The organism is Streptococcus anginosus subsp. whileyi MAS624 (assembly GCF_000478925.1).
Classification (GTDB): Bacteria; Bacillota; Bacilli; order Lactobacillales; family Streptococcaceae; genus Streptococcus; species Streptococcus whileyi.
On the sequence record NZ_AP013072.1, the window covers coordinates 1,069,766 to 1,094,302 of the forward strand.

The window sequence follows — 24,537 nt, forward strand, 5'->3', positions numbered from 1 at the left end:
CTAAAATAGGTGTATCTATAATTGACAATGACAAGCGATATAAGTTATTTATCTGAGTTATAAAAAATACATGACAAAAAAGGGGATAAGCAATGAAAATAGGATATATTAGGGCATCAACTAAAGACCAAAACTTAGCTAGACAGATTGAAATGATGAAACAAGAGTGCGTTGAAAAGTTATTCAGCGAAAAAGTTAGCGGTAAAGATATGAACCGTAAAGAATTAAAAAATTTATTGGAATTTGCAAGAGAAGGTGATGAAATTATAGTAGCTTCTCTTGATAGATTAGGTAGAGACTATCAAGACATAAAAGAGATTGTCAGACAATTACAACAAAGGTGCATTAAATTAACTATAGTTGATGCGCCTTTTTTAAATTTCAATACAGGAAACAATACACTAGATACAGCTATGTTTGATATGTTCCTATCCTTATTAGGCTACATAGCGCAAAACGAACGTGAAAAAATCTTAGAAAGACAACGCCAAGGCATCCAGTTAGCTAAACAGCGTGGTGTTTATAAAGGCCGCCCTATCCAATATCATGAACATGCTAAAAATGCTACAGATAGATTAATATACCAAAACGTTAAACGAATGCTTGATGAACAAATTCCTGTTACCCAAATAGCTAAGGAAAATGGTATATCAAGACAGACAGTGTATATTATTCAGAAAAGAATTAGATAAAGAGTAGTTCTTAATTGCAATCAATGGTCTTTTTGTTGATTTTGTCTAGGTCATTTAGCAGTTGATTTGTCTTAGAAAGGGTAGTTAAATTTATTGTAGGGGGGATTATTTAAAAATGGCATTAGAACAAACACACCCTAGTGATTGGAATAAAATTTATATGGAGTTGGCTTCATTGATAGGAAAAGAAAATACTATTCTGTTATACACTCATTATAAAGGAGCTTATATTAATTTTCCCATGAGATTGTTATCAAAGGAGGGATTACAAAGAATAGTTTATTCCGAATTTAATGGAAATAATTCAAGAGATATTGCAAAAAAATACGGGTATTCTGTTAGGCATATTAATAGAGTAGTACAAGAAAAAAGTAGTAGTAAGTAAATGGAGGATGTTATATATGTTTTGTAAAACATGCGGAAAAGAAGTAAATCAAAATGCTGAATTTTGTTTAAACTGTGGGGTAAATCCACAAACCGGAAATGCATATTGTTATAATTGTGGAGTAAACACAAATCCAGAACAAGTTGTTTGTGTTGCGTGTGGAGTTAATCTTGAAAAAAATGTATCACGTAATGCCGACAGTAATGATGCAAAAGCGTTCTGTAAAGGTTGTGGAAGTAAAGTTAATGAAAAAGCCGAAATATGCACATCTTGTGGTATTAATCCGTTAAACGGACATAATTATTGTCAAAATTGCGGAGCTACAACTACAGCTGAGCAAGAGGTTTGTACATCATGCGGCGTAAGGGTTAGTGGTAAAGCAAGAAATAGAGAATCTTCTAAATATACGACTTCAGACTCTTCATATAAGTCATATTCAGAATATTATCAAAACGAATTTTCTGCTATAGAAAAAAGTAATGAAGAATATCAAGGGAAATTTAACTTGGTGGCATTTTTCTTCACAACAATTTGGTCACTTACGAAAGGTATGTGGCAGCTAGCAATAATTGATGCCGTCATTTATCTCATCCCTTTTGTCGGAATACCGTTATCTGTAGTTTTTGGTATCCTAGTTGGACGTAAGGCGAACTATCTATACTATAGAAAAGAGAAATATGGAGAACAATTACCGAAAGATTGGAGTATATTGTTCGATTTTATTAATCAGAAATAGTAGAACACAATTCTAACAATAAAAGACATAGTACTTTTTTGAAAAAGGTGCTGTGTCTTTTATTATTTACAGTAAAATATATAAAGAAAAACTATTAAAATGGAACATATAGAAAAAGTTAAAGAAATATTGCAACGCTTAGAATCTCAAACTCCTATTGATTATTCACAGATAGCCAGCGAAAGTTATGAATTATTTGTATCTGAATTAGATAGAAGGCTGTTACCTGTAAATTGTGATAAATTATTGATAGATGACAAAGTAAGAGTATATTACTATGCTTATGATGAATTGATTGTATATGTCATAACTCATATTAGAACAGATATTCCGATTATAACTGGATTATTGGTCGAAAATAAATTACAAGCATATATTATAAATTAGAAGGAGGCAAATATGTTTTGGAAAAAATTAACACTAGATATTATTGTATTGATAACAACCTCGTGTTTAAATGAGTTACAGCAAAATAGAAAGGAGAAAAAGAAGGCATATAATGGCAAAAAAACAGTCAAATGCTAATATCAAAATAGAAATTATAGAGTCTAGCAATAGACAGCATAGATATGTTCTTAGTAAACAATGGAATAATAAGCCTATGGTTACAGTGCTAACTTTATACCCTAGTTCTAGTAATTTGGTAGGAGATGATATGACAATGATGTTAATTACTAAAAATGTTTATAAGCTGGGGTATGGTGGCTTTTATAGTGTAAACTTATTTTCTAAGTATGATATTGATAAGAAAAACTATTTGAAAGCAACTAATGTAGATAACGACGACCATATATTGGAATGCGTGAAAAAATCATCTGAAATAATATTTGCTTATGGCTCATTACCCTTAAAAAATAAACAAGTAGCTTACCGAGTTGATAACCTGTATCATTTGCTCGAAAATAATCAATTAGATGATAAAATAAGGTATTTAACAGACGAACATCAAGAGTTTTGTTTTCATCCATTGGCTAGTCAAGTAAGGAAAAAGTGGTATAATGTTAGTAAAAAAGGAGTAAGCTAGATGGTGAACAATAATGGAAATATTACGATAAGAGAGATAAAAGAAAATATTTTTTATGTATATGAATATCAAAGCAAGCTTATGGATAGTGATTCTGGAGAAAAACAAGGAAGAAAAGTACGAGTAGGTATATTTGATAATAAAATAGAGAAATATTTCTATCGTAGGCTACTTGCTTGTATAATCATTTTAAAACATTCTAAAGAATTTCAAAAATATCATTCTAATATTTTTGAAAATATTATTACTCAAGTAAGAAATGAGAGCTATTTCCCCGAATCTTTGAGTAATTTACAAAACATAGACAGCTATATGAGATTTACTCGAAATAATATAGATGATATAGAAATTTCTAGTAAACCAGTAGTATATCTTTTATTTATCCTTATTTCATTCTATAACCTGAATAATCTATTAAATGATTTTTATTTGATATTTAATCGTACCTTTACATATGAAAAACAACAATTAGAAATCCAAGATTGGGATAGTTTAATAAAAGACGATTTCTTATTAAATATGCTTATTTTTGGTCTTGATGAATTGGAATTAAGTGAGAACTCCGAAAAGTACTTTGAGTCACTTCAAGATAAATACATAGAAAAGCAAAAATTTTATCATCAAGTGATTAAAAGCAAGGAGCTAAATGTTTCCTCTAAGTTATATAGAAGTATTGATGTGGAAAAGTTCCTGATTGAAGAGAAAGATAAAATGATATTAGAAAATAACAAGTTATTCGATTACTTAAATGAAATGACAGATGAAGAGAGAGAGGATACTGAGAAATTAATATTAAGTTTATTTGTATTTGAAATTTCAGATAAGTTAAAACAAGAAATAGCTAACAGGTCAATTCTAGAGGAGTGGGTCACTAGTAAGAAGATTTCTTTACCTGATGCTCTTAATAAATCAAGAAAAGATGGTTTTAATAACCTAAATGAATATCAAAAGCTTCAGCCTCTAGAACAAATATACCGCTATATAGACGAAGAAATCGCTAATATCCTTGAAAATAAAAATATATCTTGTAAATTAAAACCTTTCTTCTATTAACATAAAATCCAATAAATGTCAACCCTGTCTCTGTTTTGAGTTGGGGGATTTTTTATTTAAGATACGTCATATAATATAACCATCTCCTGCGCAAGAGAAATTATATATTAAAAAAAGGATGGTATCTAAATATGAGTAGTACCTTTATCAATGATTTAGTGTGTCAAGTGTGTCAAAATGAAATATCCAATGATGCAATTGTTTCAGAAGTAGGACGAACATTAGGAGTATTAAGTAATTATGGCATTCAAAAAATTAATTTGCGTTTTTTAGGTGAAAAATCACCTAAAAATCAAGTGTGTCAATTGATACAAAATATGCTTACTATACTACGTTTAATAAAATTCATGATGATTGTAAGACAGGAAATGTAGCAATTAAAGATAGTGATATTTCTTCGTACCGATTTATGTTGATAGATATTGACCCTGAGCGTCCGAGCGGGGTGTGTGCTACAAAGGAAGAAAAGCAATCTGCCATAACCGTGGCCGATAATATTCTACAATGGTTCGAAGTTAATGGAATAACAATACATCATATAATTATTGCAGATTCAGGAAATGGCATTCACTTATTAATACCGTTAAACTTCCTCTCATCAGTTACGACTAAAGATAAAATAAAATTAATTTTAAATTTACTAAATCAAAAATTTTCAAATAAACAGTCTAAAATTGATGTTACAGTATATAACCCTAGTCGCATTACTCGCTTATACGGAACACTGAATTGTAAGGGAGAGAATACTTCTGAAAGACCGTACCGTCAAAGTAAACTGCTTTATGTTCCCAACGAGACATCAGATGGTTTAACGGAAGAAAATTTAAATTCACTAATTTCTCAATTAAAAGAGACACTCCCTGAGCAAGAAAACAAAACAACAGCTAAAAATGGGGAACAGGTTAATGAGAAACCTTATATATTAATTAGCGAAAGGTGAAGAATGGCTAAAATATTATAATTTAGAGTTTCATTCATATAAAGAAGATGAACATGGCACTAAATTATATCCATTCAAAACTTGCCCAATGAAAGAGCATTCAAATACTGATAGTGGAGCATGTTTCACCATAACTAAATATGGAAGATGTAGGTTTAAGTGTCTCCATGCTAGTTGCTCAAGTAAAACTATTAATGATTTCATATCTAAATATCCATGCCCCGAGGAATTCTTATTAAAAGAATCTTCGACAAGTAGGAAAGAGGTACCAACTCTAGAGGATTTAATTAATGGGAAGAGATACAACTTTGGAGATTACGAAGTTAGTAAATCTGGTATATATAAAATCTCTGATAAAAAGACTGAAATCATATCATCCACTCCATTCTTTATTTCCAAAAGTTTCTTCAATATTGACACAAACCACTTTCAATATGAGTTTCAGTATCTAATTCAAGGTAAAAAGAATACCTAAAAAATATTAGGAATCACTCTATCACCTTATAAGATTTCTGATTTAACAAAATTCGGTATTATTTTAGCATCAGCACCTCAGAAAGTTATTGAATATCTGAATTATCAGTTAAAAACAGTCCCTATTCAGAATATCCATTCATATGTCGGGTGGAAAACAAACGATTCAGACACATTAACTTTCAGGTTGGATAGAAATTATGGAGATACAGAAGTAAGTCTACTAGTAGATAACTCTCTCTTTAATTTGTCGTCACGAGAAACATTTGAAGAATGGAGACAAATGGTCCTTGATAATGTACTTGATAGCAATATGGAGATTGCATTATGTGTGGGTTTTAGTTCAATCGTACTAGGATACCTAGCAATCACTGATAAGCCTGATATCGGAAGCTTAATCGTCAATTTCTACGGGCAATCAACAAGCGGTAAGACAACAGCGCTGCATTTAATTAATAGTATTTACTCTAGTCCAGTAAATAACATGTATTCATTCAGTGCTACTCAGAATGCTTTACTTGCTATTTTGAATGAAAATAGAGGAGTAGTGACTACAATTGACGAGTTGTCAGCTTCAAGAAGTACAGACCTATCGGAACTATTGTATCAAATCGGACAAGGTCGAAGTCGCTTACGGCTAAGTTCCTCTTCTACGCTATCTGAACAGCTACGATTCAATACTGTAATCGCTACAACCTCGGAGGTACCGATAGCAAACTACCTTAATTCAAATCAAGGATTGCATATGAGATATATAGAACTTTCTTCAGAGGAAGCTTGGACAAAAAATGGAGCTATTGCTGATGATATCAAACTAAGATGTTCTCAGCACTATGGAGTAGCCAGTGATGCATTCATGGAAAAAATTTTTAAACATGAACAGGGAACTGGATACATAAAAAAAGTGTATCAAACAGCCTATACTGAACTACTAGAGAAACTTCCAGAAAGTAACTTTAAGACCCGAATATGCACACTATATGCCATTATTTATAGTTCTGCAATTCTGGTTAAGGAATTGCTAGACATAGATATCGACAAAAAGAGGGTTTGCGAGTTTTTAATAAAGACAGAGAAAGAAACTTTAGATAAAAGAGGTGAAATCCCTTCTGATTTATATGATAAGATAGTGGATTATACTTTATCTCACGCTGGACTATTCAACATCAAGGAGGGATACTCGATAGGTGGAAAGAAAATAGGAATGATTAAAGCTCAGAAAGGAACGTATAGAGTCTATTTCTTCAGAGAGGAGTTCGTCAAGATGTTGAAAAAAGAATTCTCTATTTCTAACGTTGAAAAAGCCATCCAACTGTTAATAAGTCAGAATAAATGGATAGCGGATAAGAGGCGAAGTGTAAAATATGTAACCTATGAAAATCATAAAATCGCAATGTATTGCTTAGAGTTACCAATGCACTGGAGAAATTTTGCAATAGAGGCAGAGATAATAAGGGGGTATTAAGAATGGAAACGATAGATTACACTGCACTCATTAAATTGGGGTATAGACAACATACAGCCAAAAATATTATTAGACAAGCTAAATGTTGGCTTGTTGAAAACGGGTATGAATTCTATCTCAATAAACGTTGTGGAGTTGTTCCAACCTATGCTGTAGAAAAAATGATAGGAATTAAAATTGAAGGGGGCAGTTGTAATGGGTAAAACAAAATATCCTTGTGTATATAAAAATGATAAAACTGGATTTTATTACTACAGTGTAGAACTGGGTGTAGACAGAATTACAGGAAAACGAATTCAGAAAAAATCCTCTAAGTCAGCAAAAGGCAATCCTTTCCGTACAGCTAAAGAAGCGTATGAGGAGGTTACCAAAATAAAACTGGAGTATCATAAAGTGAAGAATTATAGTGATTATGATATAACCTATGAACGATTTATGAAAGAAAATTATCTGCCAATGTATGAAAAAAGCGTAGAACAAGGAACATGGCTTTCTAAACAGCCTGCACTAAACTTGTTAGTTCAGATATTTGGAAAAATAAAGTTAAGGAACATCACTCTTACTGATTGTGAAAAATTCAGAGTATATCTTTTGACACATAACCAATACTCACAGAGCTATGCGTCAATGATATATGGAGTATTTAGAAAGACTCTAGATTATGCGGTAAAAATACAATATCTTGAAACGAACCTTTCTAAACAGACGGATGCAATTTCTAAAGGACGAACAACAGTAGCTTACTGGACTAAGGCAGAGTTTGAGAAGGTACTGACAAGCTTTTACATAGATGACCTTTATGAGCATATGTCGTTTATCGCAATCTGGTTATATTATATGACTGGAATTAGAGTATCTGAGGGATTAGCATTAAAATGGGCGGATATAGACTTAGAAAATAAAAAAATGCGAATACACGGTACATTAGAAATGAGAGGTAAAGCAAATTATAGAGTAAAGAGTTATACAAAAACTGTTAGTAGTCAGCGTACTATTTCCTTAGATGATACAACTATTCAACTGTTGGTTAAATGGAAACAGCGACAAGAAAAGCAATATATAGGTCCGTTCATCATCAGTTATTCAAAAGCACCACTACACCGTTCAACAATTAATAGAATTATTAAGCGTCATGCTGATATCAGCGGTGTCCATCAAATACAGGCCAAAGGATTAAGACAGAGCCATGCAAGTTATCTTATCAATGAGCATAATATTGATGTCTTAGTTATTTCTCGAAGACTAGGGCATTCAAGCCCAGAGATAACACTAAAACACTATGCGCACCTATGGTCAAGGAATGATGAAAGTGTTGCACAAGCTATAGAAGGCGATATTGATATCAAATATGGTGTTGAGAGTAAAGTAAAGTTTAAAGGTAACCAAGTAATTAAGAAAAAATGAATATAGAAATTAACCCCCAACGCATAAAATTTAGCGTTGGGGGTTAAAAGCAGGGATATGGGCAGGGAATAACTTAACTAAAAGTTGCGGTAAGTATATGAAATAACGTGTCAATCCTTGTAAAACCAATAAAAAATATTTAAACATTATAGTTGACTTATTCCCACTCAACCGTTGCTGGTGGTTTGCTGGTAATATCGTAGACAATGCGGTTGACGTGGTCTACTTCATTGACGATACGAACAGAGATTTTTTGTAGTACTTCCCAAGGGATTTTAGCAAAATCTGCTGTCATTCCATCGATAGAAGTAATAGCACGAATGGCAATGGTATAATCATAAGTTCGACCATCACCCATAACACCGACTGAGCGAACACCAGTATTCACAGTGAAGTATTGCCAAATATCACGATCGAGTCCAGCTTTCACAATTTCTTCGCGGAGAATGGCGTCGGATTCACGTACAGTGGTGAGTTTTTCTTCTGTAATTTCCCCCATGACACGTATAGCAAGTCCTGGACCCGGGAATGGCTGACGCCAAACAATTTCATCTGGCATACCAAGTTCTGTACCAAGCGCGCGAACTTCATCTTTGTAGAGGGTGTTCAGAGGTTCAATCAGCTTGAACTGCATGTCTTCAGGAAGTCCACCGACGTTGTGGTGCGATTTGATTGTTTGAGCAGTATCTGTACCAGACTCAATGACATCTGTGTAAAGTGTTCCTTGTGCGAGGAATTTTACATCTTTCAGCTTACTTGCTTCATCATCAAAGACGTAGACAAATTCATTGCCGATGATTTTACGCTTTTGCTCTGGATCAGAAACACCAGCTAATTTATCAAGGAAACGTTTGGCAGCGTCTGCTTTGATGATATTCAGACCGAATTTTCCTCCAAGGGAATCCATGACTTGATCTGCTTCGCCCTTACGGAGCAATCCATGATCTACAAAGATGCAGATAAGCTGGTCTCCGATAGCTTTTTGAAGGAGAACACCAACAACGGATGAATCAACACCACCTGAAAGCCCGAGAAGAACACGTTTATCGCCAACCGTTTCTCGAATTCGCTTGATTTGCATTTCAATAAAGTTATCCATTGACCAGTCGCCTTTGGCGCCACAAATATTCAAAGCAAAATTGCGTAGAATATCATACCCATAAACAGAGTGGCGTACTTCAGGGTGAAATTGAATGCCATAAATCTGCTTTTCAGGTTGCTCAATAGCTGCAAATGGACAGTCGGCAGAAGTACCAGTACGTACAAATCCTTGAGGAATTTCGGTGACAGCATCTCCGTGACTCATGAGAACAATTTGTTTTTCAGGAGTTCCTGCAAACAGTTTAGAGGCAGTATGAGTGAGCTCGGATTGACCGTACTCACGGTTTCCGGCATTTCCAGCAGGTACAACTTTCCCGCCTAATTTGTGAGTCAAAAGCTGCATTCCATAGCAAATTCCCAAAATTGGAATACCCAATTCAAAAATTTCAGGATCAATGTCAAATGCTCCTGCTTCATATACAGACTTTGGTCCACCTGACAAAATGATTCCGACCGGATTTATCTCACGAACCTCAGCAGCTGTGATTTTATTGCTTTTCAGCTCAGAAAAAACACCAATCTCGCGGATTCGGCGTGAAATAAGCTGATTGTATTGGCTTCCATAATCTAATACAATAATTCTTTCGACATCTTGCAATTCAGTTGTAGTTGTCATTTCTTCCCTTTCTTAAAAGACTTTTCTTTGTTTATTCTAACACAAAATAAAGACTTTTTCCAATAACATTAAGTAGCGATTGACTTTTATTTCAATTGATAATACAATGAAGAGAGGAAACCATTCTTGAAAGGGGTTACTATGCTTCCAGCTTATATTAAAATTCACGATCAAATAAAAAAAGAAATTGACGAGGAAATCTGGAAAATCGGGCAACGTCTGCCAAGTGAGCGCGATTTAGCTGAACAATTTGAGGTTAGCCGCATGACACTTCGTCAGGCAATCACTCTTTTAGTCGAAGAAGGAGTACTAGAGCGCCGTATGGGTAGCGGTACATTTGTAGCCAGTACACGGGTTCAGGAAAAGATGCGCGGCACAACCAGCTTTACAGAAATCATCAAATCCCAAGGCAAGACACCTTCAAGTCAATTGATTTCTTACCGTCGAACACTGCCAAGTAAAGAAGAGGTCGAAAAATTAGGAATTGAGAAGACGGAAAACGTTGTCCGAATGGAGCGGGTGCGGTATGCGGATAATATCCCCGTAGTTTACGAAGTCGCTTCCATTCCAGAGAAATTCATCAAAAATTTTAATAAAGAAGAAATTACGAAACATTTTTTTCAAACCTTACAAGAACATGGCTATAAAATCGGAAAATCTCAACAGACCATTTATGCTCGTCTTGCCAAAGAAAAGATTGCACATTATCTAGAAATCCCTAGAGGACATGCCATTCTTGGTTTGACACAGATTTCTTATTTTGACGACTGCACCGCTTTTGAATATGTTAAAAGTCAGTATGTCGGCGAACGATTTGAATTTTATCTGGAAAATAACTGATTTAAATTACATAATTTAATATACGTAAACACCCTTAGTGATTTAAGAGTGTTTTTTAGTGAGTAAAGCTCTTCACTAGTAGAGTTTATCTGTATTTTTTGATATAATAATCTTTATGGAAATTGAAAAAACCAACCGAATGAATGCTCTTTTTGAGTTTTATGCAGCGCTTTTAACAGATAAACAAATGAATTATATCGAGCTTTACTATGCGGATGATTACAGTTTGGCTGAGATTGCTGAGGAATTTCAAGTTAGTCGTCAGGCTGTTTATGACAATATCAAACGAACAGAAAAGATTCTGGAAGACTACGAAAAGAAGCTCCACATGTATTCAGACTATATCGTCAGAAGTCAGATTTTCGATCAAATAACGGAAAAATATGCTAATGATGCCTATTTACAAGAGCAAATCGCAATTTTATCTAGTATTGACAATCGAGAATAGTGAATTGTCAGCTCAAAAAACGCAAAAATCAATAACCAATAACATAGAAATTAACTAGGAGAAATAAAATTTATGGCATTTGAAAGTTTAACTGAACGTTTACAGAATGTTTTTAAAAATCTACGCAGAAAAGGAAAAATTTCAGAGAGTGATGTTCAAGAGGCGACCAAAGAAATTCGCCTGGCGCTCTTGGAGGCCGATGTGGCTTTGCCAGTTGTTAAAGACTTTATCAAGAAAGTTCGTGAGCGCGCTGTCGGACACGAAGTCATTGATACACTAAATCCTGCTCAACAAATCATCAAGATCGTTGATGAAGAATTGACCGCTGTATTAGGCTCTGATACGGCAGAAATTATCAAATCTCCAAAAATCCCGACTATTATCATGATGGTCGGTCTTCAAGGTGCTGGTAAGACTACGTTTGCCGGAAAGTTGGCCAATAAACTCAAGAAGGAAGAAGGCGCTCGTCCTTTGATGATAGCTGCTGATATTTACCGTCCAGCAGCCATTGACCAGCTTAAAACTCTTGGTCAGCAAATTGATGTACCAGTCTTTTCACTGGGTACAGAAGTACCAGCAGTAGAGATTGTTCATCAAGGTCTAGAGCAAGCCAAGGCTAATCACAACGACTATGTCTTAATTGATACGGCAGGTCGTTTGCAAATTGACGAAAGACTTATGAATGAGCTGCGCGATGTCAAAACACTGGCTCAACCAAATGAAATCCTCTTGGTCGTAGATGCTATGATTGGTCAAGAAGCTGCCAATGTAGCTCGCGAATTCAACGCTCAGTTGGAAGTGACTGGGGTTATTCTGACCAAGATTGACGGCGATACACGTGGTGGTGCAGCCTTATCTGTCCGGCAAATCACTGGCAAGCCAATTAAGTTCACTGGTACTGGAGAAAAGATTACCGATATTGAAACTTTCCACCCAGATCGGATGTCTAGCCGCATTTTGGGCATGGGAGATATGCTGACCTTGATTGAAAAAGCTTCTCAGGAGTATGATGAGCAAAAAACACTTGAGATGGCTGAAAAAATGAGAGAAAATACCTTTGATTTCAACGATTTCATTGACCAGCTAGATCAAGTACAAAATATGGGGCCAATGGAAGATTTGTTAAAGATGATTCCTGGCATGGCTAACAACCCTGCGATGAAGAATTTTAAGGTAGATGAAAACGAAATCGCCCGCAAACGTGCCATTGTATCATCTATGACACCTGTCGAACGGGAAAATCCCGACCTTCTTAATCCAAGTCGTCGCCGTCGGATTGCTGCAGGTTCTGGTAATAGCTTTGTCGAAGTGAATAAGTTTATTAAGGACTTTAACCAAGCAAAATCCGTCATGCAAGGTGTCATGTCTGGCGATATGAATAAGATGATGAAGCAAATGGGGCTCAATCCTAACAATTTACCGAAAAATATGTCAAATATGAACGGTATGGATATGTCAGCCCTTCAAAATATGGACGTGTCCGCTTTAGGGGGAGCTGGTAATCCTGATATGAGCCAGATGTTTGGTGGCGGACTTAAAGGAAAAATCGGCGAATTTGCAACCAAACAAGCCATGAAACGTATGGCAAATAAAATGAAAAAGGCTAAGAAAAAACGGAAATAAACATATTTTGTAGTAAATGATGATTGGAATAAAGCAGTTCAATTTGGTGGGCTGTTTTATTTTTTTTGAAAAACTATTGACATTTGATGATAAACGTGTATTCGAGAAATTTCAGGAGGACAATTACAACGCGCAGGTATCTGTCGTACGTCGTGCTATGATAAATCAATCAGAACTTTTATTTGCTGATGAACCTACAGGTGCTTTAAACTCAAAAATCAGCCAGAAAGTGATGGAAAGCTTTAAAGAAATCAACAAAAAAGGTGTGACTATTGTTTTAGTCACTCACGATAGAGCAGCTTACGCCAACCGAATTGTCTTTATGCAAAATACTTACTGAACTAGAAAATATAAAAAAACAAAACCAAGATATTCAAAACGATAACGATGATAGTGATAATATAACAAGATCAGTTGTATAAAATTCAGTGATTCCAACCAATCTTATTTTGTATTGTGTATTATCTATTACAAAGTAAAGAAACGAATCTTTCAATAGACCCTTACACACATCTTTCCGAAAAACTATAATTTTCTTGAAAAAAATACAGGAGTGTGCTATACTTCTATTTATAGAAAATGATGGAGAATATCTTAATGAAACGCGAAATATTGTTAGAAAGAATTGAAAAACTAAAGGCTATCATGCCTTGGTACGTTTTGGAATACTATCAGTCTAAATTGACTGTTCCATACAGTTTTACAACCTTATATGAATATCTCAAAGAATATGACCGCTTTTTTCATTGGATTTTAGACTCTGGAATTGCTGATGGGGCGCAGATTGCAGAAATTCCTCTGTCAGTATTGGAAAATATGACTAAAAAAGATATGGAAGCGTTTATTCTTTACTTACGGGAGCGTCCATTGCTGAATGCCAATACTACACAGAACGGGGTATCGCAAACCACCATTAATCGCACTCTTTCTGCTCTCTCTAGCCTTTATAAATATTTAACTGAAGAGGTGGAAAATGAGAATGGGGAGCCTTATTTCTATCGTAATGTCATGAAAAAAGTGTCTACTAAGAAAAAGAGAGAAACTTTAGCTGCGCGCGCTGAAAACATCAAACAAAAACTCTTTTTGGGCGAAGAAACTGAACAATTTTTGAATTATATTGATGAAGAATACCCTAAAAATTTATCAAATCGGGCTCTCTCCTCTTTTGAAAAAAATAAAGAGCGAGATTTGGCAATCATAGCACTGCTTCTTGCATCTGGTGTTCGTCTATCCGAGGCAGTAAATCTTGATTTGAAAGACCTAAATCTCAAAATGATGGTCATTGAAGTTACTCGTAAGGGCGGGAAAAGAGATTCTGTCAATGTTGCAGCTTTTGCCAAAGCTTATTTGGAAAGGTATCTGGAGGTTCGCTCTAAACGTTACAAAGCTGAAAAATCAGACACTGCCCTCTTTTTGACGGAATATAGAGGTGTTCCTAACCGGATTGATGCTTCTAGTGTAGAAAAGATGGTTGCTAAGTATTCTGAAGATTTCAAAGTTCGAGTGACACCTCACAAACTCCGCCATACGCTGGCTACTCGACTTTATGATGCTACTAAATCTCAAGTTTTGGTCAGTCATCAGCTAGGACATGCCAGTACTCAAGTTACAGACCTCTACACCCATATTGTTAATGACGAACAAAAAAATGCATTGGATAACTTATAAAATAAAAAATTTGCATAATTTAAGGTATGCAAATTTTTTATTTGAATTGAGCTAAATGCTGCTAGTTTGTGCCCATGCTCATAGTTTCTGGTAGGGTACTACCGCCGTCAATGACAATTTGAGTTCCTGTAAGATAGGAGGATTCGTCACTACCTAAAAAGGCAAAGAGTTCCCCTACTTCTTGCGGTTTAGCTAATCTTTTCATTGGGACAGCGGCCGCAATATCTTGAATAGGAACTTCTGGATGTTCTGGGTTGGATTCCAAGGCCATTTTTTCGACCATCGGTGTCCGAGCATAGCCTAGCTGGCTGCAGTTAACCCGGATATTGCGATCGGCATATTCTACTGCCAAGGCCTTGGTTAAGCCGACCAGAGCTGCCTTGGTCATCGCGTAAGCTGCTTCTCCAGCATCAGCAACCAAATCGCCTGTTACAGATGATGCGATGACGATAGCGCCTGCTCTCTGTTTCAACATGGGCTTGATGGTTGCCTGACAAGTGTTCCAAACGCCCTTGATATTGACATTAATATGTTGATCCCGTATCTGGTCTGTCATTTCTTCAAAGGGCGCCAGCTTGCAGATACCAGCATTACAGCAGGCAATATCAAGATGCCCAAAGGCTTGGATAGTCTGAGAGACAGCCGCTTCCAAATCTTCTAGACGACTGACATCACCGATATAGCTGATAATATCTATTTGGTAGCTGTCACGAAGTTCTTGAGCAGTTGCTTCTACTTGAGGGTCTCGATCGAAAAGGCAGAGCTTGGCGCCATATTTGGCATAGACTGAGGCAATGCCCTGACCCAGACCGACAGCAGCTCCAGTAATCAAAGCAACTTTTCCATCTAATTTAGCCATAGTAACCATCCTTTCTAAAACGAAGAAGTTTGACAGATTTTTGTGACATTTTATGATGTATTTCTAACTTTAGTCTAGTACTTTTCTAGTTGCTTGTCAATATAATAATGAAGGAAAACCTCGCATTTGCTATGATGTTTCGTCCTCTTTATAAAAATTCTATCCAATAATTTCTGTAGGGTTCGATAATAAGGAACTTGCTCCAAAGCGGATATTCTTCAAGCGATTATTGGCTGTGGTGTATCCCAGAAGCATCTGAACATCCTGATAACCAGCTTCTTCAAACAATAGAAAAAACATCCTTAGTTAAATAAACGTAAGGATGTTTTTATTTTGTTATAGTCTTGTGATTTAGCCGACCACTGCTTCTGCAATTTCTTCTTGGCTAATTCCAGCGAAATAGCGAGAAATATCCAGGTTTTCAAGAGCATTTAAAACATCTTCTCTTTCATATTTAACACCCTTGAGGACTTCTTCTACTGCTGCTACATCTTCGATTCCAAAGAAATCTCCGTAAATTTTGATGTTTTCGATTTTTGACTGAACAACATTGGCAAAGATTTCCACTTTACCGCTAGTAAATTTGGTACTACGATGAACATTGTACTCTGGCGATTTGCCATAGTTCCAATCCCAAGTAGCAAATTTAGTTTCCTTGATATGGTTGATTTCAGCTAGTTCATCATCGGAGAAGACATATTCTGTCATTTCTGGATATTCTTTCTTCATATAGTCTAGCAGGAGGTCGCGAAATTGCTCGACAGTAATCTTTTCAGGCAATTCATCAATGATATTGGTTACACGAGCTCGAACAGACTTAACACCTTTGGACTCGAACTTGTCCTTGGAAACTTTTAAGGCATTCGCTAAGACGGATAATTCTACGTCAAACAGCAAGCAACCGTGATGCATGATTCGGCCATTGATGTAGGCCTGAGCATTGCCACAGAACTTTTTACTGTCAATTTCCAAATCGTTGCGCCCTGTAAATTCGGCTTTTACACCTAATGCTTCCAAGGTCTTGATGACCGGAATAGAGAAGCTCTTAAAATCAAAGGCTTTGTTCTCAGATTCTTTGGAAATAATGGTGTAGTTAAGATTGTTATAGTCATGATAGACAGCTCCGCCTCCACTGATACGACGAACAACCTCAATGCCATTTTCACGTACAAAATCTCGATTGATTTCCTCCACGGTATTCTGATGACGTCCGACAATGATAGAGGGTTTATTGATCCAAAGCAAGAAAATCATATCTTCGTCAAGAAGATGCTTGAAAGCATATTCCTCAAGAGCGATATTAAAAGCTGTATCGTTACTATTATTGATAATGTATTTCATAGTGCCTCTTATCTTTTCTTAGGGGCATGGATAGCCATGCCGAGTACGTCTGCAAATGCTTCGTACATAACTTCTGAGAATGTCGGATGACCGTGAATGGTCTTGAGCATTTCTTCCACCGTGATTTCCATTTCGATGATAGTAGAGGCTTCATTGATTAACTCGGCTGCAGCGGGACCGATGATGTGAACACCGAGAACTTCTCCGTATTTCTTATCAGCAATCACTTTGACAAATCCTTGAGCAGCATCAGATGCAATTGCTCGTCCGTTTGCTGCGAAGTTGAATTTGCCGATAGCTACATCGTATTTTTCGCGAGCTTGTTCTTCTGTCAGACCGACTGCCGCAACTTCTGGTAAAGTGTAGATGGCTGCTGGAGTTAGATTTAATTTAGCAACTACGTGATTGCCTTTGAGAGCATTCTCTGCAGCCACTTCTCCCATACGAAAAGCTGCATGCGCCAACATCTTGGTACCGTTAATGTCTCCGGGTGCGTAAATTCCTGAAACAGAAGTTTCCATATATTCATTGACCTTGATACGACCGCGGTCTAGTTCAAAGTCAACCTCGCCAATTCCCTCCAAATCAGGCACGCGTCCGATAGAAAGCAAAGCTTTATCAGCTATGATATCTCCCTTTCCTGCAACTTTGATGCGGAGCTTGCCATTTTCTTCGACAATTTCTTCCAACTTGGTCTCTGTCAAAATGGTCATGCCCTTGCGCTCAAGGATGAGCCGAAGGTTTTTAGAGACTTCTGCATCCATAGCTGGAACAATCCGATTCATCATTTCGACAACCGTCACCTTGCTACCAAAGGTCATGAAAGCCTGTCCTAGCTCAATACCAACAACGCCACCACCAATGATTATTAAACTTTCTGGAACTTCCTTCATATCTAGAATATCATCGCTAGTCATAACAAGTGGTGATTCTATGCCTGGAACGTTAATCTTGCTGACTTTTGAGCCACCAGCTAAGATAATTTTCTTGGTTTCAAGAAGTTCAGAACCGTTCACTAAGACATTCTTATCTTTGGTAATGGTACCAATTCCTTTGTAAACATCAACATCATAGCTGCGAAGCAGACCTGCAACACCTCCGACAAGTGTGTTGACAACCTTATTTTTAGTTTCCAGAACTTTATCCATATTGACAGTAAAGTTTGGATTTTCAATGATAATACCGCGGTTTGCTGCATGGGCTAGGCTTTCAATAATTTCTGCATTGTGAAGATAGGTCTTAGTCGGGATACAGCCACGGTTGAGGCAGGTTCCACCTAGTTCAGATTTTTCAACAAGGGCAATTTTGCCTCCTAATTGAGCTGCTTTAATCGCTGCCACATAGCCAGCTGGTCCGCCACCAATAACCACAATATCATAAGCGTCATTACTCTTATTATCGTCGTTAGAAGTTGTGGTTGCAGTTGGTGTTGGACTATCATCTGAAGTAGCCAGAGCAGTCGGAATATTTTCTCCTTCTTTGCCCAGATAACCGATAACTTCCGTTACAGGAACAGTCTCACCGTCTCCTTTCAAGATAGCAATCAGATAGCCATCTTCCTCTGCTTCTAACTCCATGCTGACTTTATCTGTCATGATTTCCAGAAGGATCTCTCCTTCTTTTACAAATTCGCCAACTTTTTTATTCCATTGAACAATCTGTCCTTCTGTCATATCAACGCCGGCTTTTGGCATAATTACTTCTAAGGCCATATTTTTCTTTTCCTCTCATTTTAACTTTTTCCTACACCAACATTGAAATCGGGTCTTCAATCAGTTCTTTTAGGTCTTTCATGAATTTAGCACCTGCCATACCGTCCACGACTCGGTGGTCAATAGTTAATCCAAGACTCATAATTGGTCGAATCACAATTTCTCCGTTTACTACGACTGGTTTTTCAATGGTTGAACTGACTCCCAAAATCGCTGAATTAGGCTGATTGATAATTGGTCCGAAGGATTGAACACCAAACATTCCTAGATTGCTAATCGTAAAAGTTGAGTTTTGCAGCTCACTTGGGGCTAATTTCCCGTCTAAAGTCCGACCAATCACATCCTTAAAAGCAACGACTAACTCAGACAGACTCATTTTTTCGGCATTGTAAACCACTGGTGTCATAAGCCCGTTATCCAAACCAACAGCCATAGCCAGATTGACATACTTGTGCATGATAATGGTTTGCCCATCTTCTGTCAGAGACGAATTGAGATAAGGGTGCTTCATTAAGATTTTAACAACTGCCATAGAAAGCAAGTCTGTGACCGTGATTTTCTTTCCTGTCGCTTCCATGATTGGCTCTAAAACCTTTTTACGCAGCGCCAGCAGCTCTGTCATATCTACATCATAATTGAGAGTGAAAGTTGGCGCTGTCAGGTAAGAATCAAGCATTCTTTGGGCAATGACTTTTCGCATTGGCGTCATTGGAAGGCGCTCAATTTCTCCATAAGGAGTGATGTTGTCAGATATTTCTTCCGCTTTCTCAATCTGAGCAGGTGACTTGATGCTGTCTGAGTCAACATTTTCAGGCAGCAAAGCCAGAATATCCTTTTTCATAATCTTGCCGTGCACGCCTGTCCCTTGGATTTCCTGCCAAGCGATGTTATTTTCTTCTGCAATACGTTTTGCAAGGGGCGTAATTTTCACAATATTGAATTCTCGATAACTTTCAATATCTTCTTTGTGAATGCGTCCCTTTGCGCCAGTACCAGATACGTCATAGAGATTGATACCCAAATCATCTGCTAATTTTCTAGCAGCGGGGGTCGCTCTTAACTTATCATCAGTCATAGCTTCTCCTATTTCTTTTTTTATTGATTGTTCTTTAATCTTGAACTGTTTTTTGCTTTTACATAATTTTAGTTATGTAAAACGTTGTAGCCAATATCAATTTCAGTTTTATTCTTTATTGTAAGTCTTACGGATAGCCTCTTTGATACTTTCAACTGTCGGAATCATAGCATTTTCAAGATTCTGAGCATAGGGCATAGGAACATCTTCGCCAGCACAACGGCGAATTGGTGCATCCAAATAGTCAAATGCTTCTGATTCGGAAATGATAGCAGAAATTTCACCGATATAACCACTAGTTTTGTGGGCATCATTGACTAGAACGACTTTTCCTGTTTTTTTGATTGAGTTAATAATGATATCCTTGTCCAGAGGCACCAAGGTACGAGGATCAACCACTTCTACTGAAATGCCTTCTTCTACCAATTCTTCAGCTGCTTGCATAACCCTACGGAGCATTTTTCCATAGGTCACAACTGTCACGTCCGTTCCCTCTTTTTTGATGTCACCAACACCGAGAGGGATTGTATAATCAGGATCAAGCGGAACTTCGCCTTTTTGGTTGAATTCTGACTTGTACTCAAGAATAATAACAGGATTGTTGTCGCGGATAGAAGATTTTAGCAACCCTTTCATATCCGCAGGAGTGCCAGGTGCCACGACCTTTAAACCTGGAATGTGGGTAAACCAAGATTCCAAAGATTGTGAGTGTTGAGCAGCTGATCCGACACCATTTCCAGCTGCGCAGCGAATTGTCATCGGAACCTGACCTTTACCACCGAACATATAACGCGTTTTAGCAGCTTGGTTGACAATTGCATCCATGGCAATGACAGAAAAATCCATAAAAGTCATATCTACAATTGGGCGTAGTCCAGTCATGGCCGATCCTGCTGCAGCTCCTGAAATAGCTGCTTCAGAAATTGGACAATCACGTACTCGTTCTGGACCGAATTCTTCTAACATTCCGACAGATGTTCCGAAATCTCCTCCGAAAATACCGACATCTTCTCCCATTAACAACACATTTTCATCGTGACGCATTTCCTCAGACATAGCAAGGATAATGGTATCACGGAAGGACATTGTTTTTGTTTCCATTTTATCTCCTCTCTTAGTCCGCGTAAATATCTTCAAAAGCTGACTCAAGCGGTGGGAATGGACTTTCCTCTGCAAATTTTACAGATGCTTCCACTGCTTCTTTAACCTCTGCTTGGATAGCTTCTAACTCTTCGTCGCTTGCAATCTGATTTGCTAGCAAGTATTTACGAAGATTTTCGATTGGGTCTTTTTTCTTCCACTCCTCTACTTCTTTGCGCGTTCGATACTTACCAGGATCAGAAGAAGAATGTCCTAACCAGCGATAAGTAACACTTTCAATCAAGACAGGCCCTTTACCACTTCGAACGTATTTAACAGCTTTTTGAAAACCTTCATAGACCTCAATAACGTTGTTCCCGTCTGGGATAAAGATGCCAGGAATACCATAGGCAGCACTCCGCTCATGAATGTGCTCTATATTGGTCATTTTCTTAATATCCGCAGAAATACCATAGCCATTATTGATACAATAGAAAATCACTGGCAAATTCCAAATAGAAGCCATATTAACCGCTTCATGAAAAATACCTTCGTTCGTTGCTCCGTCACCAAAGAAGCAAACCACGATTTTATCTGTTTGGTGCATTTGCTGAGTGAGGGCGGCACCGACTGCAATTCCCATGCCTCCGCCAACGATACCATTTGCTCCTAAGTTTCCGGCATCCAAATCAGCAATGTGCATGGAGCCACCTTTTCCTTTGCAGGTTCCGTTATATTTGCCCATGATTTCTGCCATCATGCCGTTCAGATCAATTCCTTTGGCAATCGCCTGACCATGACCACGGTGGTTAGAAGTAATCAAATCATCAGGATTGAGGGCCAGCATAGCTCCAACGCTAGCTGCTTCTTCTCCAACAGAAAAGTGAGTCATTCCTGGAACTTTCCCCTTTTTTACGAGTTGGGCAATTTTTAAGTCCATCCGACGGATCTCTTCCATCTTACGAAACATCTCTAGCAAAAGATTTTTATCTAAAGTTGACATAGTCGAGCCTTTCTATGAGTGTAATTCTATAATTTCATTCTATCCAAACTAAAAAATACTGTCAAAATTTATGCTTGAACAATTTCACAAAGAAAAATCAGCCAACCTTGCTGGCAAGCTGATTTGAATTGACTAAATAAAAATTTCACAAATAGATTTTTCTACTTTTTCCCAAAATCCTCTATCATTTGATCGATTTCCGAACGACTTGGTGTTGTCAAAATATAATGAACATCTCCTTGTAAGTCTGCAAATGCCTTTGGCATGATTTTGACTGCTTTTAATTTATCGCCGTACTTTGCACGCAATTCTTCTTCTGAATACACATAATTTGAGGTTGAACGGCGTGAAGTAACCAAGCCATATTGTGCTTCGACTTGAGGTTGTGGGAAAGGTTCGCCATTCACAATATCTGCATATCCACGATAAAGGTCAATGGAGTGAGCAAAGTTATACAAATCAATCGTAAAAGCACCTGCTGGACGATTATTGTATTCTATGGCAATATAATCATCTCCGTCACGGAAAAATTCAATATGGAAGAAACGTTCTTTCATGCCAAACGCTTTAATGATAGCTTCCCCATATTGACGTAACTTGGGATCCATGTCTTTTATAATATAATATGAGTTTTCATAATGATTCAAAACTAAGTCTAAAGGGGTATAAGCATAATCAAAAGTTGTTGAAAACACAATATTTCCTTTTGAATCCAGTAATCCGTCAAACGTACAAATTTGTCCAGAATCAACGAATTTTTCAAAGAAATAAATGGTTTGCTTATCCCACTCTTGTTTAAATTGTTCAACATCTTCAGTGGTTTCCAATTTATAAGTTCCTGCTGCGCCAACTCCATTGTCTGGCTTCGCAATCATCGGAAGTCCAATTTTACTGACAGCCATGTCAACTGCCTGCAAGGTTTTTACAATTTGACCAGGAACGACAGGAACTCCAGCCTTTTTAAAGAGTTTCTTCATTTCAGACTTAAATTTTGTCTTTTTCAAGTCTTTTGGCTTTGGTCCTACAACATTAAATTGTTCACGCAATTTTGCGTCTTGGTCCAACCAATATTCATTGTGTGACTCAATGCGGTCAATTGGTCCATGCTTGTAAAAAAGGAAAGCTACAGCACGTTTAACTTCATCGAGATTTTCTAGATTTTCCACACGAAAATATTCTGTTAAAGCATTTTTCAGAGGTTGATCTAATTGATCATAGGGCTCTTGCCCAATCCCTAAAACAGTAATCCCTTTGTTAGCAAGTTCAACGGTAAATTGTTGAAAATTTTGCGGATAATATGGTGAAATAACGATATAGTTCATAATAGTGTTTCCTTTCTAATCATAGGTTTAATTGATTGAGAAAATAAGGCATTTGCTTGCGCCACCAAATCCAGTCATGCGAAACATCATATCCCCACTCAGCAAACCATGCAGGAATGTTTTTCTGCTTGAAGGCTTCTTTTAAGGTATAGAAAGAAGGTAGTCCATCCTGCTCCCATGCACCAAGTCCCGTACAGACAATGATATCAGCATTGCGATAGCGGTCAATGAACCAGCCGTCGTTTTGATTCCAAATATAATCTGCTGGTGAATTTTGATAAATTGCTTCATCATCTAAACAATCGCCAACAAAGAAGCGGGCATCATAAACTCCGCTCAGTGCAATGACTTTATTGAAGACATCGGGGTGCTGGAGAAAGAAATTAACAGCGTGATAGGCTCCCATAGAACAACCTGTCGTCATCATTGGATCAAACCAACCTGTTTTATACTTGATAAAAGGAATGGCTTCCTCAATGACATAGCGCTCATAAGCTCGGTGCATTTCTGCACGGTCGTGAGGAGCTTTCCAATCAGCCAGCCAGCTTTCACTATCTACACTACTCAAAGTGAAAAATTGGATTTTTCCTGTTTCGATAAACCATGAACAAGCCTCAAACATACCAAAATCTGCATATTCATTGTGACTGCCTCCTGATGAAGCAAAAACGACTACAGGCATCCCAGCGTGTCCATAACGATTCACATACATTTCACGATTTAAATGACCACTCCAATGACTTAAAAACTCAACATGCATATAAATACTCTTTCCTCATATTCCTAATTGATTTATTTACCATTTTTCGCTAAAGAAGCGAAGGCAGTCAGGCAAATGCTCAGCCCAGGCTGCTTCATTGTGCTCTGCCCCAGCTTGAATATGAAACAATAGATTTTCCAAATCTAAGCCGCCCGCAATTAACTGACGGAAGTAGGTTAATGACGAATCAATATAAGCTTGTTTGATATTGCCAGCCATCAAGGTTTTATCTGTATCATCTGCTTCTTCTGTTCCAACATAAATATAAATATGCTGATCTGCTAATAAGTTATGACGTTCTATATAACGATTGAATGCTTCTTGGTGCAGCCAGTTCGCAGATGAGAAAACCCCCAAGCAACCGATTTGCTCTTGGTATTCGATTCCCATAAACTGCGTAATATTTCCACCCAAAGAAGAACCAACCATGCCCGTGTGTGCTCGGTCTGACTTGGTACGGTAATGCTCGTCAACAAAGGGTTTGACAACTTCCATGACAAACTCAGCATACTCTGTTCCTTTGCCTCCAAATTCTATACCTGGAATAGTTGACTCTTGGTATTTCCAAGCAGAATACTCATTCATTCGATTAAAACCATCGTTGTCAATAGCTACCACAATCATTTTTTCAATGTCCGGATTTCGCTTAATTGTTGGAATAATCTTCCAAGAATGACCGCTAAAAGACTCCTTACTATAAAGGACATTTTGACCGTCATGAAAATAAACTACAGGATAAGATTTATTAGTATTTTGCTCATAATTTCTAGGAAGGAGCACCCGAACACGACGCTTTTGTTTAGTATAAGGCACTTCTAATTCATGTGTTCTAACTTCAAGGTAAAAATAGGAATGGTTCATTATCAGAAAACTTTCTATTTTCAAAATTTTTATCTATTATATCATAAAAGTATTA

Annotated in this window: 25 protein-coding genes and 1 pseudogene; 16 read left to right on the plus strand and 10 right to left on the minus strand. The window is 37.1% G+C overall.

The features are described 5' to 3' along the window. Positions 1–92 precede the first annotated feature (92 nt). The 11 genes and pseudogenes from ANG_RS05420 (at position 93) to ANG_RS05460 (ending at position 8,173) form a co-directional block, all read left to right on the plus strand. Entirely contained in the window at positions 93–692 is a 600-nt protein-coding gene (locus tag ANG_RS05420) for a recombinase family protein (RefSeq protein ID WP_003033123.1), read from the plus strand. Between the two features lie 115 nt (positions 693–807). After that, on the plus strand, positions 808–1,077 hold the full coding sequence (locus ANG_RS05425) for a Mor transcription activator family protein (RefSeq protein ID WP_018543484.1): 270 nt from the start codon (positions 808–810) through the stop codon (positions 1,075–1,077). A gap of 16 nt (positions 1,078–1,093) precedes the next feature. After that, positions 1,094–1,813, plus strand: coding sequence for a DUF2628 domain-containing protein (locus ANG_RS05430; protein ID WP_003033105.1), 720 nt, complete (start codon positions 1,094–1,096; stop codon positions 1,811–1,813). 99 nt (positions 1,814–1,912) lie between these two features. Further along, positions 1,913–2,200 carry a hypothetical protein gene (locus ANG_RS05435; protein WP_003033100.1) on the plus strand — a complete coding sequence of 96 codons (288 nt, stop codon included), beginning with the start codon at positions 1,913–1,915 and terminating at the stop codon, positions 2,198–2,200. Between the two features lie 112 nt (positions 2,201–2,312). Then, complete coding sequence (locus ANG_RS05440; protein ID WP_025271770.1) at positions 2,313–2,837, plus strand: DUF1643 domain-containing protein; 525 nt, start codon at positions 2,313–2,315, stop codon at positions 2,835–2,837. Then, on the plus strand, positions 2,838–3,890 hold the full coding sequence (locus ANG_RS05445) for a hypothetical protein (RefSeq protein WP_020999604.1): 1,053 nt from the start codon (positions 2,838–2,840) through the stop codon (positions 3,888–3,890). It begins immediately after the preceding gene. 298 nt (positions 3,891–4,188) lie between these two features. After that, positions 4,189–4,830, plus strand: a complete 642-nt coding sequence (locus ANG_RS11415; RefSeq protein ID WP_231847253.1) for a hypothetical protein — start codon at positions 4,189–4,191, stop codon at positions 4,828–4,830. 571 nt (positions 4,831–5,401) lie between these two features. Next, positions 5,402–5,890, plus strand: a pseudogene (locus ANG_RS11420) (DUF927 domain-containing protein); the annotation flags it as partial. Positions 5,891–6,049: 159 nt separating this feature from the next. Further along, positions 6,050–6,769 (plus strand): hypothetical protein, encoded by a 720-nt coding sequence (locus tag ANG_RS11425; RefSeq protein WP_229031528.1) that lies wholly within the window; start codon positions 6,050–6,052, stop codon positions 6,767–6,769. A 2-nt stretch (positions 6,770–6,771) separates the two neighbouring features. Next, a complete protein-coding gene (locus ANG_RS05455; protein WP_003034496.1) occupies positions 6,772–6,972 on the plus strand; it encodes a DUF3173 family protein in 201 nt (66 codons plus the stop codon). Then, positions 6,965–8,173 (plus strand): tyrosine-type recombinase/integrase, encoded by a 1,209-nt coding sequence (locus ANG_RS05460; protein WP_025271771.1) that lies wholly within the window; start codon positions 6,965–6,967, stop codon positions 8,171–8,173. The genes ANG_RS05455 and ANG_RS05460 overlap by 8 nt, the downstream gene beginning before the upstream one ends. Before the next feature lie 157 nt (positions 8,174–8,330). On the opposite strand, the gene guaA is transcribed toward ANG_RS05460, so the two are convergent. Continuing rightward, positions 8,331–9,890 (minus strand): glutamine-hydrolyzing GMP synthase, encoded by a 1,560-nt coding sequence (guaA, locus tag ANG_RS05465; RefSeq protein ID WP_020999607.1) that lies wholly within the window; start codon positions 9,888–9,890, stop codon positions 8,331–8,333. Between the two features lie 141 nt (positions 9,891–10,031). On the opposite strand from guaA, the gene ANG_RS05470 reads away from it, so the two are divergent. The 5 genes from ANG_RS05470 to xerS all read left to right on the plus strand — a co-directional run bounded on the left by ANG_RS05470 (position 10,032) and on the right by xerS (position 14,469). Beyond that, positions 10,032–10,730: a GntR family transcriptional regulator gene (locus ANG_RS05470; protein WP_020999608.1), complete on the plus strand. Its 699-nt coding sequence runs from the start codon at positions 10,032–10,034 to the stop codon at positions 10,728–10,730. Positions 10,731–10,845: 115 nt separating this feature from the next. Continuing rightward, positions 10,846–11,178, plus strand: coding sequence for a putative DNA-binding protein (locus ANG_RS05475; RefSeq protein WP_003034487.1), 333 nt, complete (start codon positions 10,846–10,848; stop codon positions 11,176–11,178). A gap of 72 nt (positions 11,179–11,250) precedes the next feature. Beyond that, the gene (ffh, locus tag ANG_RS05480) at positions 11,251–12,801 is read left to right on the plus strand and encodes a signal recognition particle protein (RefSeq protein WP_003034502.1); all 1,551 of its coding nucleotides are present in this window, start codon (positions 11,251–11,253) and stop codon (positions 12,799–12,801) included. A gap of 16 nt (positions 12,802–12,817) precedes the next feature. Then, complete coding sequence (locus ANG_RS11430) at positions 12,818–13,141, plus strand: P-loop NTPase family protein (RefSeq protein WP_025271772.1); 324 nt, start codon at positions 12,818–12,820, stop codon at positions 13,139–13,141. Positions 13,142–13,398: 257 nt separating this feature from the next. Further along, positions 13,399–14,469 (plus strand): tyrosine recombinase XerS, encoded by a 1,071-nt coding sequence (xerS, locus tag ANG_RS05490; protein ID WP_003034462.1) that lies wholly within the window; start codon positions 13,399–13,401, stop codon positions 14,467–14,469. Positions 14,470–14,530: 61 nt separating this feature from the next. Here xerS and ucpA read toward each other — a convergent pair whose 3' ends face one another. From ucpA to ANG_RS05535, 9 genes are all read right to left on the minus strand, one after another. Continuing rightward, the gene (gene ucpA / locus ANG_RS05495; protein ID WP_025271773.1) at positions 14,531–15,328 is read right to left on the minus strand and encodes an SDR family oxidoreductase UcpA; all 798 of its coding nucleotides are present in this window, start codon (positions 15,326–15,328) and stop codon (positions 14,531–14,533) included. 351 nt (positions 15,329–15,679) lie between these two features. Continuing rightward, positions 15,680–16,669: a lipoate--protein ligase gene (locus ANG_RS05500; RefSeq protein WP_003034477.1), complete on the minus strand. Its 990-nt coding sequence runs from the start codon at positions 16,667–16,669 to the stop codon at positions 15,680–15,682. Positions 16,670–16,677: 8 nt separating this feature from the next. Next, entirely contained in the window at positions 16,678–18,381 is a 1,704-nt protein-coding gene (gene lpdA, locus ANG_RS05505; protein WP_025271774.1) for a dihydrolipoyl dehydrogenase, read from the minus strand. A gap of 31 nt (positions 18,382–18,412) precedes the next feature. Continuing rightward, on the minus strand, positions 18,413–19,456 hold the full coding sequence (locus ANG_RS05510; protein ID WP_025271775.1) for a dihydrolipoamide acetyltransferase: 1,044 nt from the start codon (positions 19,454–19,456) through the stop codon (positions 18,413–18,415). Between the two features lie 108 nt (positions 19,457–19,564). Beyond that, a complete protein-coding gene (locus tag ANG_RS05515) occupies positions 19,565–20,557 on the minus strand; it encodes an alpha-ketoacid dehydrogenase subunit beta (RefSeq protein WP_025271776.1) in 993 nt (330 codons plus the stop codon). A gap of 13 nt (positions 20,558–20,570) precedes the next feature. Next, positions 20,571–21,539: a thiamine pyrophosphate-dependent dehydrogenase E1 component subunit alpha gene (locus ANG_RS05520; RefSeq protein ID WP_003034425.1), complete on the minus strand. Its 969-nt coding sequence runs from the start codon at positions 21,537–21,539 to the stop codon at positions 20,571–20,573. A gap of 161 nt (positions 21,540–21,700) precedes the next feature. Further along, positions 21,701–22,861, minus strand: coding sequence for an ATP-grasp domain-containing protein (locus ANG_RS05525; protein ID WP_003034485.1), 1,161 nt, complete (start codon positions 22,859–22,861; stop codon positions 21,701–21,703). Positions 22,862–22,880: 19 nt separating this feature from the next. Next, positions 22,881–23,621, minus strand: coding sequence for an esterase family protein (locus ANG_RS05530; protein ID WP_003034476.1), 741 nt, complete (start codon positions 23,619–23,621; stop codon positions 22,881–22,883). Positions 23,622–23,657: 36 nt separating this feature from the next. Continuing rightward, a complete protein-coding gene (locus ANG_RS05535) occupies positions 23,658–24,482 on the minus strand; it encodes an alpha/beta hydrolase (RefSeq protein ID WP_003034490.1) in 825 nt (274 codons plus the stop codon). Between the last annotated feature and the right edge of the window lie 55 nt (positions 24,483–24,537).